Origin of the sequence: Pseudomonas serboccidentalis (assembly GCF_028830055.1) — a bacterium.
Classification (GTDB): domain Bacteria; phylum Pseudomonadota; class Gammaproteobacteria; order Pseudomonadales; family Pseudomonadaceae; genus Aquipseudomonas; species Aquipseudomonas serboccidentalis.
Genome location: NZ_CP101655.1, coordinates 4256448 through 4270668 on the forward strand (window position 1 = coordinate 4256448; position 14221 = coordinate 4270668).

The 14221-nt window shown below is 56.7% G+C and carries 4 protein-coding genes and 1 pseudogene; 2 read left to right on the plus strand and 3 right to left on the minus strand.

The window, feature by feature from the left end; genetic code table 11:
- Window positions 1-23 precede the first annotated feature (23 nt).
- On the plus strand, window positions 24-4748 hold the full coding sequence (locus tag NN484_RS19485; RefSeq protein WP_274657684.1) for an Ig-like domain-containing protein: 4725 nt from the start codon (window positions 24-26) through the stop codon (window positions 4746-4748).
- A 76-nt stretch (window positions 4749-4824) separates the two neighbouring features.
- Here the strand turns inward: NN484_RS19485 and NN484_RS19490 are convergent, their stop codons facing one another.
- The 3 genes from NN484_RS19490 to NN484_RS19500 all read right to left on the minus strand — a co-directional run bounded on the left by NN484_RS19490 (window position 4825) and on the right by NN484_RS19500 (window position 11315).
- Window positions 4825-6879: an autotransporter outer membrane beta-barrel domain-containing protein gene (locus NN484_RS19490; protein WP_274657685.1), complete on the minus strand. Its 2055-nt coding sequence runs from the start codon at window positions 6877-6879 to the stop codon at window positions 4825-4827.
- A 426-nt stretch (window positions 6880-7305) separates the two neighbouring features.
- Window positions 7306-9246, minus strand: coding sequence for a hypothetical protein (locus NN484_RS19495; protein WP_274657686.1), 1941 nt, complete (start codon window positions 9244-9246; stop codon window positions 7306-7308).
- A 149-nt stretch (window positions 9247-9395) separates the two neighbouring features.
- Complete coding sequence (locus NN484_RS19500; protein WP_274657687.1) at window positions 9396-11315, minus strand: hypothetical protein; 1920 nt, start codon at window positions 11313-11315, stop codon at window positions 9396-9398.
- Window positions 11316-11605: 290 nt separating this feature from the next.
- Here NN484_RS19500 and NN484_RS19505 point away from each other — a divergent pair.
- Window positions 11606-14221: pseudogene (locus NN484_RS19505) on the plus strand (hypothetical protein); the annotation flags it as partial.

A 14221-nucleotide genomic window follows, 5' to 3' on the forward strand; every position in this document is an offset into this window, starting at 1 on the left:
CACAGCCCTCATCCCGATCACCGGTGAGGGCATTGGTTGACCGGCGGTTTCTCGGGTCGACAGCCCTGATAACCCATCGCCCCGACGACCATTTATCGAAAACACTCGCCTACCTGTCAGATCTGACAGTAGGCAGTGTCCGCCACATCGTGCTCAATCAAACGACACATCCCAGTCCGAGTCGCATTCTTTTCGATGAGGTTTTTGTCATGACCCACCTCCGCTCATTTCTGTTTCCCGTCTGCCCTTTTCCCGTTGCGCCTCTGGCGCTGCGTCCAATCGGAATTTCAGGCATGACACAACCGGTGGTCAATGCCGATGGCGGTATCAACCTCAAGACTTACAACCAGTCGCCCAGCGGCTTGTTGTGCTACATCAGTGCGTACGCCCCACCCATGCTGGCAGGTGACAAGCTGGAAATTCGCCTGGGAACCGAGATTCTTACAACCCGGGTTCTGCAACCCGAAGAAGAAGACAGCAATCTTCCGGTGTTTTTTCGCCTGCTCTCTAACCTCCTCGAAGAAGGCTTGGTCGAGGACCTGCACTACACGCTGACCCGTAACGGCAACACCGACCCGGATGACATCTCTGTGCCGCTCAGATTATTGGTGAAGCTGGATCTGCCCGGCGGACACGACAAGTGCCCGCATCGACCGGGGCACTCCGAGCTGCATATCGTGCAATTGCCGCAGGACGTCATAGACAACGGGGTGGACGCCGTGTGGGCCGCGAGAGGAGTGCCCATGACAATCCCCCGATACCTGAATATCGCGGTGCGCGACGTTATCCAGGTGAAATGGGGACGTGCCAGACTGACGCCCCATGTGGTCACCGCCGATGAAGCGGCCGGCACGACGCCGATCGTGATCACGGCCGTCCAGGAGGACATTCTCGCTGGCGGCGACGGCAATGCGGTGCCGGTGCACTACGAGATCCACGATGAGGTCTGGAACTACTCGGTGGATTGGTCCCAGAGCACCAACGTCAAGGTCGAAGCCGGCGGCGAGCGTCTGGACGCACCCATCTTCAAGGATTCGGTCAACGGCATCATCACCCTTGCAGATCTGAACAATGAGGATGTGACCGTGCAGATCCTGGTCGCCTCCGCCGACTTCGCCTTGGGTGATACGCTGACCATGACTTGCACCGGCACACCGTTGACTGGCAAGCCATGGATCGATACCCAATCGAAAGACATAACCAACTTTCCCAGCGTCGTCGAATTCAAGATCAAGTACGCGCTGTTCCGGGCGATTGCCATGGGAAAGGCTGATGTGGCCTATGTGCTGTACAAAAAAAACGGCCTCCCTCCGTCATCCTCCAAACGCACATTCGCCTCGGTGGTAGGCCAGGTAGCGTTGATACCGGCCCCGGACATCCGGGAATTGCTGGGCGATACCCTGGAGCCGGACATCCCGTTCGCCACCGTGGATATTGAATATCCGGGCATGGCCAACGGTGATGTCGTGCAAGTGGCCTGGATAGGTACCCGAGCCAACGGCAACCCGTATGTGTATGAGGACGAATACATCGTCAGCGAGGGCGATGCGCAACGAGGCGTCATCACCGTGTATGTACCGGGTGAGCATGTACTGCCACTGGAAAACGGCACGCTCGACCTGTTTTACCGGGTGGCCAACGACAATCCGCAACTCTACGGTGTGAGCGAATCCGAGCACTTGCGGGTCGCGGTCGGGACGGTGCAGGCCACCTTGCCGATACCCAAGGTGGTGGAGGCCGATCCGCCCGATGTGCTGGACCCCTCGAAGATATTCGACACCGCAACCGTGTTGATCGAATACCTGGGCACGCTCAAGGGCGACATCCTGACCTTCTACTGGACAGGGTTCAATTCAGCGGCCAGTACCAGCGACTGGGTGCCGATCACCGAACTGAGTGTCGGCAAGCCCGTACGATTTCGCGTGCCAGCCAGATTCGTCACACTCAATGCCGGCCAATACGTGAAGGTGCGCTACAGTCTCAAGCACGCGGCCACCGGCCGATACAGCCATTCCGCCACACTCAACCTGCTGGTCGGTGAGTTGGTCGGTCACCTGCCGCCTCCGGACGTGATCCAGGCGCCGGACAACAACCTCGACCCGATGAATGCGCTGTCGGGGGTGGACATCGGGTTCGGCTTCAAAAACATGAAGTCGGCGCTGGATCGCATCGGGCTGCAGTGGCTGGGCTCTGCCGGGGCAGGCACATCCACTGACCTCGAGCTGCCGGGCAGCGACACTGGCCGGGTGCAGTTTCATCTGCCGCCGCCATTCGTCGGCCCCAATATTGGCCGGATGGTCACCGTCAGTTGCGAGGTCTCGCGCTACCACACCACCACCAACTCCGAGACCCGCGATATCAACGTGCTGCGCTTTCAGAACCCGGAAACCCAGCTGCCACGGCCGCAGGTTCCACAAGCCAGTGGCGGTGTCCTGGACCTGATGATGATCACCGGGGATGCCAGGGTTCGCGTGGCCACCTGGCCTTTCATCGCCCTGAAGCAGCGCGCCTGGCTGCGCATGGAAGGCACGACCGCTACCGGCGCCATTTACCGCATCGAACTGCTCAACGCAATGGAAATCAGCCCCGCACACCAGGCCAACGGGCTTGACGAACTCCTGCCCAGAAGCGAGCTGATGAAACTGGGCCACAGCACGCCAGCGACGGTGGTGTGCTGCGTCACGTTCGACGGTGATTCGCAGGAAAGCAGAGCTATCGAGTTTCCGTTGCTGCGGTTGACCGTCCGTACCCGATACGACTATGTGACTCCCGACATCATCCGGATACAGGACAGTCGCGGCGAAGTCATTGAGGACGGCGTGACCCGTGACACCAAAGTCACGATCAGCGGCAGCGCGACCCGGGGCGAAACCATCGAACTGTTCAACGCACTGTCTCAATCCATGGGCACCACTACAGTCCGTGACGACAGCACTTGGAGCCTGGAGATCGGAATTCTGACGGAGAAAAAATACAGCATCACGGCCAAGGCCCTGTACGACGCCGATCCGGTGTCCAGCCAACCGCGTACCTTTACGGTCAAGTTTTCGATCACACCGCAGATTCGTTCGGTGACCGACTCCAGAGGGCTGGTCAATCCAGGTGCAAACACTTTCGATAACAGCGTCTTGATCGAGGGCGAAGCCACTCCCAACGAACAGGTGCGGCTGATGGATAGCACCTCATCCGTCGCCACGGTGAACACAAATGACCGGGGCGAGTGGCGTCATCGCCATGACAACCTCGGCGTAAAAAGTTACAACATGATCGCCAGGGCGCTCTATGACGTTCAGCCTGCCGACAGCCCGCCCTACCCGTTCAATGTGATTCAAGCCGTCACGCCCAGCATTTCCTATGTAACCGACGCAAAAGGGAACCTGGACAACGGCGGGACGACCTATGGCCGCCGGGTCACGGTCGGCGGCAGAGCCAGTAAAAGTGAACGGATCGAGCTGCGCGATGGCAGCAGTACGCTGGTCGCGGCGATCAATGTCGGTGCCGATGAAAACTGGTCCCACGTTCTGGAAAATCTGACACTGAAAACCTACAGCCTGACCGCGAAGGCCTTGTACGGCGCACAACCGATTTCCGCTCCGCCTCGAACGTTTACTGTCGCTGCGCACGTGACTCCGACCATCACTGCAGCCACCAACTCCTCAGGCACGATTCCCGACGGCGGCACCAGCTACGGCAACGCCGTAACCCTGATTGGCACAGCTTCGCAACGCGAGCAAGTGCAGGTCTACAACGGCTCGACCACCATTGGCTCGCCTGTCACAGTCGGTGGCGATAACCAATGGAGGCTAAACCTCACAGGACTGGTGCTGGGCATCTACAGAATGACCGCCCATGCGCTGTATGACGTTACGCCGATATCGAGCTCGCAGCGTACTTTCACAGTTGCCAGCCACATCGCCCCTACCATCACCTCCGTCAAGGGCGCCAACGTCGAGATCCCCAATAGCGGGAGCACCACCAGTACCACCGTCAGCCTGTCGGGCGATGTCACCTCGGGGCATCAGGTTCAGATAATCGACAACAACGATGCCAAACATACCGTCACCGCGAGTGGGACGAGCTGGAGTACAACCCTGGCCGTGCCCGTGGGCGGGCACTCGATCACGGCAAAAGCGGTGACGACCGGACAGGTGTCCGCTGCCCGAAGCTTCAGCGTCGTCGCGCCGATCCCGCCGCTGTATTTCAATACCAGTCCGGTGACGTTGAGCGGGAAGATTTATCTGGTTCCAGCCAGTCCCCACGTGCTTCCGGCCTTTGGTCCGGGTACGTCCGTGCAACACGTAGCCTCCGGTGGACAGCCCGGGTACACCTATTCGTCCAGCAATGCCGGGGTAGCGGTAGTGGATGGTGCAGGGCTGGTCACTGTACGAGGGCGGGGTACCGCGGCCATTACCGTACGAGATACAGCCAACCAAATGGCGAGTTATTCAGTGACGGTGACGGGAGTCATCCATTGTGTCTACCTGGGAACCGGTACCAATACCTGGACTGGAGTCAACCAGCTGGCCAGCGCGGCCGGAGCAAGAATCCCCAGCCTGGCTGAGTTGCGCGAACTACATGCCGCCTATGGAGGAAGATGGCCGATGGGATCCCACCATTTTTGGTCAACCGACAACAGCAACGCATACTGGCCGTTCTCCGCCAAATATGCACTCACGATCACATCCGGCGCCCTCAGCTCAACACGGACGACTGGTGGATCACACGCAAACGGAGTAGGCCTGAGATAGACACAGCATTCACGTAAAAAAACACCTCGCACGATGCGAGGCATTTTTTTACTGCGTGGCTACCAAGTCAAAGCATTTACCACTCCCAACGCAACCCGACATTCACCCCATACGGCTGCTCGATGTTCTTGCCCTTGCTGTAGTCGAAATCAGCATGCACCTGCAGGTCCTTCGACAACGCCAGCGCCACACCGGCGCCAAGCTGACCACGGCTGCCGGACAGATCATTGTTGAACTGGTTGTTGTCGTTGACCGTCACGCGGTTGTTGTTGATGAACTCGTGCTGCAGCGCTGCCCGCACATAAGGCTGAGCGACCATGCCGTTGCCCATGTTGAAGCTGCGCCCGAGCGTGGCACCGGCTTCACCCAGCACCGAACGCGCACGGTCACCATCGGCCTGCATGCCGTTGTCCAGCGCGTACTGGCTGCCCTCGATGGTGTCCATCGTCAGTCGGGTATAGGGCTCGACGAAATACCCGTCGTCCAGTTTGATGTTGCGCCCGAACTCTGCCGAAACGCCGACGCCGGAGTTGTGATAATCGCCTTTCGCCCGACTACCGTCACTCAAAGTGACCTTGGCGTCATTGTTGAACCGGTTGAACTTGAGCAGTGCGTCGAAATAGTACCCGCTCTCGGCATCCAGCCAGGTCACGTAAGGCCCGAAGTAGTAGCTCTTGATCGTACCGGACGTGCCTTGCTCAACGCTCAGGTCGGTGTCGCTGTAGCCGCCCATCACGCCCGCCAGCCATTGACTGTCGCCCAGACGCACATCAGCGCCCAGAGACAAGCCGCGCTGGGTTTGCTGATACGCCACCCCCGAGCCTGCGGCGATGTTGTATTTATTACCGTACGTGCGCATCCAGAGGCCGGGCTGGCTGCCGTTGAAGCGCAACTCGCCCATCCGGCTGCGCAGCGTCGCCCCCTCCGCCAGCATGACCGTGGTCGGCGCGCTGAACAGGGCCAGCACCGATCGTGCGCCCGGGCTGATGACTTCGGTGGTCGGGTCGAGAAACCACTCCTTCGCCCCCCCTTCAATCTCCCGACTGGCCAGGCTGTAGGACCAGGTGCCGACATCAGCCCGCTGATTGCCGGCCAAGGTAAAATTCGCACTGTCGGTGGTGGCGGTACGCACCAGCGTCAACGCCTTCGTCGAAGTCGCGTCCAGGCCAGAGGCCGTAACCGCCAGCGCGAAGTCCCCCGCCGAAGCACCGGTGACATTGAGAAAATCACGCTCACCGCTGGCGAAATCGCCCTTCATCACAAATGTCCCATTGCCGGAAAGCGAGCCCACATTCAACTGGTAATACGTACCCGGGGCGTCGGAGGCGCCGAAAGTGACGGTGCCACCGTTCATGCCCAGCGCACCGATCGAATCGGTGCCGGTGAGTGTCCAGTTTGAGCTGCTGTTGACGTTCACGCTGTCGACAGCGTCGAGGCGCCCCGTCAATTGCGAGTGGTTTTCCAGCGTGACGGTGGCGGTAGAGCTACCATCGACCAGCACGTCCCCCGTGATGGTCCCCAAGTCGAAAACGAGATTGGCCCGGCTGTTATCCGCCACGCTGATGTTGCCATTCAGGGTGCTGTTGGCAACGGTCATGCTGGCGGTCGATGAGCCTTGAACATCCAGTAATCTGCCGTTGCCAGCAAGAAGGCTGGCACCGTTGGAGACGCCTATCGTGGCCTGAGTCCCGCGATCCACCAGAATCGCAGAACCACTGATACCTTGTACCGTTGAGTTATCCAGCGACAAAGTACGGTCTCCCACATTGAGGGCGTCATTGACCATCCGCACACCTGTCGCCTGACCGGTGATGGTCGTCAGCGCGGAAGTACTCACCTCGCCACCAAGGATATTCACACCGATGCCATTGCTGCCCGCACCCATGATTTGCGTATTGATCAATGACAGGGAGCTCAGCCCCGTGACCTGCGACCCGATCAGTTGTCCACTGATCTGACTGTTGGACACCGTCACAGTAGATCCACCCGCCGCAACACTGGAGCGGTTGACCGCCAGCCCGATTTCATCGCTGGTCACGGTCGTTCGATCGATGGTTGCCTGACTGCTGGTCACTGTTACGCCATCACCACCGTCGTTACCGACGATGGTGGCACCGTTGATGTTCAGCAACGACCCGGACCTCGCCGTGATCGATCGGGTATTGGCTCCGGAAGCATTCAATACGCCATTGTTGCGCACCAGATAGTCTGTAGGCTCAACCGATGAATCGATAGCCAGCGTGGTGTTATCGACGATAGTTGCCGAATGTGCAAAACCCGCGAAAAAAAAAAACGGCAGGCAGGCAAAGCATTATTCCAGATCTGCCTGCCGGGATTACGCGGACGTGTGATACATCCAACATTTTCATGATTGATTCACCTCGAAATGATTACAGGCCAGAACAGCTCAATAGCGTTGGCGGGAGGGGGGGGACAATAACGTTACTTCCCCCCTAAAAATGTAGGAATAGTCCGCAATGCACATAGAAAAGTCCTGCCGCTCGGTAATCCTTATAAGAAAAAGGGAGGCCTTTAATGCCTCCCCTGACATCGACGATCAGATATCACACAGTGATCCATCACCCTTCTTCATGTGCACCTTGACAAGGTGTCGCTGAGCTTGCACTGGGCGTCCGTCAATCATTGCAGTGTAATTTACATCGCCCCACGCACTCTCTGTTGCCAAAATTTTCTGATAGGGGAATTTCACGATAAACCCGTCAATCGTTTCCTGTAACGTTGGTATATAGGTGACTTTCTCTTCAGTACCAGGTTTTTTTAAAGTACCTGCCGCATCGGTATAACCCTGATAGATAAACTCCAACGTTTGATCGGCCAACTGCGGTTCACCGGGAGAAACCAGCACTTCGGCACACTTGACAAGTACCGGATCTGATTGCAGGGAGCCACAGTTGAACCAATCAGTAAAATCCGGATCAAGGTGCTGAAACTTAACCTCAGGAACAACACCGGGCCGAATCAGAACATCAACATCCCGGGGCCGTGAGTGGACTTCATTATCATTGATAGCAGGGTTAGTAATTTTATAGGTAACCGGCAGTGGATTACCGTTGTTGCCCGCCTCCACAACCTCCCAAAGAATACTGAACGTCAAAATCCCGGTTTCCGTACCGTCCAGTTCTATAACGCCACCTTGTGCCTCTGTAACCTCGACGCCTTTCCATATCAGCGTCATGATGTCTCCATCTTTGACACCAGCAAAAACAGCTACAGTTACAGCGACATTATCAGACGCGTCGGCATCCGTCAGAATATTCGGGCCATTACCACCTGTACCTTGCACAGTAACCAGAGCCAGATTAGGATCCGGGTTTTCCCCGCCGTCACCATCTCCCGGCCGACGCAGATCGACATCCACAACTTTTGAAGGCACTGGAGTTCCTAATGGGTAACGCAGGTTATGACGTTTGATCCGATAACTGACGTCTACCTTTTTTACATCCACGTTGCCGTTAAATACATCCCGGTATGGAATGCTCACGTAGAACGGGAACGTATTGATCTTCTGCGCAGGCTGCAAGATACCGTCATATTCCACCTCCAGTTCGTCGATATCGGGCAGGAAGTTTATGTACTCAGCCAGAATACCGACCCCCAGTGGGGCCTGAGCGTCGGCCAGATCCACCAGTTTTGGCGCGGCGTCGTCATCAAACAGTGGAATACTGGGCTCTAGAAGCCCTTCAGGTGGATCGGTCAGAGTGACATTAAGCTCTGTGAAATATTGTGGTGTATTTCGGTTGCCCTTACGGTCGCTGAGGTAATAAAAAAGAGATTTTAAACCTTCCTCGGTACCCACATGCGCAGGGGTCAATCGAAACTCGATCGGAGCGGTGAGATCAGTTATGGTAAACACGCCAACCAGCGTCGGGTTTGTCAAACTCACGCCGAACCAGCACTCAATTACATCGCCGAGCTTTCTATTCCCGTAGTTTGGAACGGTGACCAATACAAAACCATTCTCATCGAAGTATTTTTTGGTAATGCCATCTCTTTCCACCTCGGCAGGAACAGTCGCCTTGCCGAAAGCTACCGGTGGTGTTGTATCAATATTAATTACAAGTGGCGTTACCTCTGATCCGTTGCCTCCAAAATTCAATACGTAACTCAATTCATGAGGTCCTGGGGTCGACGTGTAGCCTTGTGGTAAAACAAGATCAAACACGGTGATAGCTGGATCAATGGGTGTCTCGAAAAGTACTCGAGTAGCACGTATGGGAGTGCCGTCCCATTTAAGCTCAAGATATCCATTAATAATGTCTGGATGATCCGCGTCGGCAAATCGCGCGATCTGCACTTTCAGCGCAAACCCTTGAAAGCTTGAATGCAGCTGATTCGGAGCATCATCCGGTTCATCAAGCAGTAACGGATTATCCGGATGAAGTGTCGGTGGTAAAGCTGCAGCTTTCGGACTGCGAAAACGGACGCCAAAGAAACGTTCGCGGTTCTGCGCCGGTGTCAACGAGTGGAAACTTGTCATCTTTTATCATCCTCTCAGCAACTTGATTGACTGGCACAGGGCAAACAGCCTCCTTGCCAGAGTTCTTGCACAATGACTGCATGGGTAAACAGAATTTAAATAAAACTTGAAGCCAGCTTCGATTAATACTGTATCAGTACGCCTGCAACTTACTCTTCACAAAGATCGTTATCCGGCCCGCAAACAGCACTACTCGGCATTGTGCGATTGATAATGACAAACTCCGATTTTGAATTACCGATACCGCCGTTAACTTTCTTCAGGTGATAACTACACAGCGCCGAGCCATTGTTTACCATTGGCGCAATCAAGCGCTCGTAGTCGCTGACATGCACATCAAAACCTTCACGAGCCTGTTCGGCAGTGAGTTTTGTTTCGAACATGTCGGAGGCTCCGTCAATCGGATCGGTTCCATTGCGCCCCAAACACCCCTGCCAGGACAATTCGACGATATCGTCTTCATCAAAGGCCGCATTGCCGTTGATATGTACCCAGACACCTTCCCACAACCTGGGTTTGGCGCAGCAGTGAAGTGCTCCATTCCAGTCGGCATGAGGAAACGTCGGTTCCGGCAAGTTCTCGATCACGATGATCGCCACATCAACCGCCGTCACATCCGCCTGCTGCAGGTTCACGCCATTACTGGTGGTATACCAGGTCAGCAACGACGGATTCACTTTGTCCTGGTCGATGGCCTCCCAAGGGATAACGAACTTGATCGGCTTACCGGCGACGTCACCGAGTTCAACCTCGTACTCGGCGACTGGTGTGCCGATTGCGCCCCAATAGAGGAAGAGCTTTTCACCTGGCACCGGAGTGTCATACAGAGGCAGATGTGCCTCGGCAGGCTCACCGAAATCGACGGTTAACAGCTTGTTCCGTTGTTTCGATCTGGCACCGTAAACTTCCAGCCTGGTCAATGTGGAATTCAACAATGCCGGGGCGTTGGCATGATCCTGGCCGGCGACTGTCAGATTCACCAGCACCCACGTTTCGGCAGATGGCAAGGTCGGTGTGCCGCCGCGCTGAATGCGGTAGCTCACCCAAACGTCCTGTGGCCCAAGCCCATCTGCCGTCAAGGTCGACCAAGGCACGGTAGCGACTTGCGTCTGCTTGCCGGGATCGACGTCGAGCGGAGCCAGATCATGCCCGTTCCACTGGATCAGGACCTTGTCGGAAGGGTCCGGGTTCTCATACGTTTCGATTTCGACGGTGACTGCCCGCTGGCTCACCGCGCCTTCACGAGCATGTTGACGGTCAATCAAGCCACGCACCGACAATGGCACTTTCGGCGGTTTGAGGGTGCCAGGGGCCGGACTCAAATTGACAAAAACCGGTAACAGCGTGGAGCGCGGCCCGCGATTTCCGGCCCAGTCACGGAGCCGGTAGTAAATGTAGCGCTGCCCGGCACCGCTATGACGAATATCTGCCTCATACATCGTGATGATCAGACGTTTCTGATCAATGTCTTGCTGACTGAATTCTTGCTCACGAATTTCGATCTCCGAATCCGGAGGATCCGGGTTTTTCGTCCAGAAATAGATCGAACGATCCTTGGTCTTGACGTCGACATACAGCGGTACCTGAAACCGGACTTCGCCATACTGGGAAAGATAGTCGTCAGTGATATCCCCTGTTACATCCAGCATGATCAGACGGTCGGGTTCCTGATTGTCGTTCGGCGGCGATCTGTCGACAGTGACTAGTTTGGGATGGGAGTGCAGAGGATTGCCGCCATAGCTGACTTCGTAAGACAAGGAATAAGTGCCATGATCCAACTTCAACTTTTCCCGTGGGACGATCAGGGTCTTCTCTCCCGTATCGTCAAACGACTCACGGTAGACCTCCGAGAACGCGCCACCCAGATCCACCCAACTGACCCTGATGATGAAAGGAATGGGGTCCTCAAAGGGAGCGCTCCAATCAGGGATGATGACCGTCAGATCTTCAGCCAGAGCGGTACGTGGTAGCAGCCCGTCAGGCGCCTCCTTCCCGTCTTCGTCCTTGAGGATGGCAGGTACGCGTGGCACTTCGATCAGGTCTTCATCCCTGTGTTCAGAGCGTGTCATTGAACGAACTCCCTCGCATCAAACCAAGCAGCACATGCGCAAAGGACCAACTGTCTACGGGTCCCGCTGCGATTGATTTAACGACGTTGAAAGGGTCTTGCCTACTGTCAGAAATTACAGGTATTACTACCGCTTGTCGGAATTGGTGTTCGTACGCGAGGGGATTTCACTCCACTCGCCCCTCTGCCATTCGTCGCAAATACGCTCCTACCTGTAATTTCTGACAGTAGCCAGCCTGCCCCTCCAAGCCTTAAATGACTCCGTCCCCCCTTTCGACCGGAGTCCCTACCATGTTGAAACAACCCCTCAGAGGCATCCCTCCTCTGGCCTTGCGCGCTCCGGAAATTCCCGGTCGTACCGAGCCGCAACTGCCCTCCGGCGAATGGGGCATCAACCGTGCCGCTGCAAAGGACAACTTTCCTGGCAAAGGTCTGAAAGTCTTCATCCCGCCCTGGAGCAACATGAGCAAAGGGGACGAGGTCGAATTGCATTACGATGGCGGCCGGGTCGACTACCACGCCATCGCGCTTGACATCGAAATCGGCGAACGTGTGACGCTCTGGCTGGAGCCGGGTCGGATCACCAACGGTTCCCATACGCTGGGCTATTCCGTCACACGCCTCTTCCAGACGCCCGAACCCTACACCCCGGCCGAACGGATCTACATCAAGCTCGATCTGCCGGGCGGTCAGGATCTGGATCCCGATCCCGGGGAACATTCAGAGCTGTACCAATACATCGACCCGGCGCTGGTTGCCGACGGTATCGACAAAGACTCCTCGGCGGCCGGTGTGGATGTGATCATCGAAGCCAAACCGGGCAACGAGTCCCGCCGGCCCTACCCGAACATTGCCCCGGGCGATGTGGTCATAGTCAGTTGGGGCGGCGTGCTCTTACCGTCTGCACCAGTCACGCAGGCGCAGATCGACGATCCGGATGCCAATCCCATTGTTGTCCATGTCCCGGAAGCGGCGATTCTCCAGGCAGGGGATTCCGGCCCCGAAGGACTTGCAGTGACCTTCATCATCCACGATCTGGTGAACAACGAGGCTGAGGATTGGTGTACGGCAACCCGCCTTGTCGTCGACACCGGCAATTCACGGCTGGAGGCGCCTATCGCCCAGCAAGCCGAAGGCAATAACCTTCATCTCGACACGCTCAACGGCGCCGCCCTGCAACTGATGGTCTGGGCCTCTACGGCTGCTTATATGCAGGGCGACATCATCATCATGCACATCAAAGGCACCACCCTGGACGGTGAAGCCATCGACGTTACGGTCCGCGAATCCATTGAAAAGAACCCGCCGATGGTCGTCGAGGTCTTCCTGCCCAACAGCGCCGGCCGTGCCCTGGCAAAGACCCAGGCGCTATTTTTCTTCGAACTGGAGCGCGACGACACGATCATCCAGCGCTCCAAAGGCCGCTTCATCAACATCGTCGGCGATCCCGTACCTCTGCTGGCCCCTATCTGTGAAGACGCACAGAACGGCGCGCTCGATCCTGACCTGCCCATTGTGCGCATCCGCATCCTGCATGACGAACGCATCAAGGAAGGCATGGGCATCGAACTCAGATGGTTCGGTACCCGTGCCGACCTGACGACCTACGAGCCAGTTCTGGACTGGTATCTGCCGAGCGCTGCCGAGGCCAACGATCCAGCAGGTTTCGTCATCACGGTGGAAGGCAAGCATGCCAAGACTCTCGACGGCGGGACGCTGGATCTGTCCTACAACCTGCTTGAAGATAACAACGGCCAGATCATCGAACGCGGTTCACAGCACGCGGCACTGCTGAATGTCGGTGAAGCGAAACTCGAATTGGTGCCGCCCATCGTCCTCGGAGAAAAGGATGGCGTACTGGAGCCCAGGGATTTGCTCAATGGCATCAGCAAGGTCACTTGCCCCACCCCCGTCGCCAATCCGACGCTCCCCAATGACGCGGTCACCTGGCAACTGCGCGATACCGACGGCGCTCTGCTTTTCGAAGACAGCAAGACACTCAATGCTCTGACCGCCGGCAAAGATGTCAACTTCCCCCTCGATATGGCATTTGTGCAGCAGTACTTTGAAGCCCATCGAGACGAGCAACTGGCCGTCAGCTACAGCATCCTGCGCTATGAAACAGGCAAGACCAGTTATTCGAATCCGTTGGTATTCCATGTTGGTGAAGCCCTCGCCCTGATCCCGCCGAGAATCCTTCAGGCCGACCCCGATGGCAACACCCTGCAGCCGATCAACGCCGTGGATGCACTGACGTCCGTCATTGATGCGCAAGGCTTGCAGCCCGACTATCTGCTGAGCGTGAAATGGGTGGCCCCCGCCGGCACCCCCGCTGGCGGCTCCCACACCACCCCGGCCAGCCCCATCAGTGACACCACACTGAACGTCGAATTGCCGGTCAGCGTGCTGGCGTTTTGTTTAGGCAAAATCGTCACCCTGACGTACCTGATTACGCACGGCGAGAAAACCACCGAGTCGTTGCCATTGATGCTGAGTATCGGGGTGTTGCCGGTCTCGTCGCTGAATTCACCGATCATTACCGATGCCGTAGACGGTGTACTGGATGTGGCGGGGCTGGGCAGCAGCGTCCCGATCCGTGCCAGGGACTGGCCGCTGATGGCGGTCTACCAAAAAGTGTGGATGACGCTGCGGGGCAAGAACGCGGACGGGAAAGACCATAACCTGGAGGTTTGGGCCGGGGGCGAGTATTACGTCAACACCATCTGGTTTGCGCAGAAGTACTGGATAAGCGATGTCCCCAAAAGCTACTTCACGGAACTACTTAACGATAGCCAATTGAGCGTCAACTTCAAGGCTGCTCTGGATCAAAGAGATGTTGAAGCCGATGCAGTGGTGTTTCCTGATCAGCGTTATACGATCAAGGCAGTTGAGGAGGTTACGCCGATC

What these genes read in the sequence shown, in the direction of transcription:
- NN484_RS19495 (WP_274657686.1), bottom strand. Translation starts at nt 9,246, where the DNA reads ATGACAAGTTTCCACTCGTTGACACCGGCGCAGAACCGCGAACGTTTC.
- NN484_RS19500 (WP_274657687.1), bottom strand. Translation starts at nt 11,315, where the DNA reads ATGACACGCTCTGAACACAGGGATGAAGACCTGATCGAAGTGCCACGC.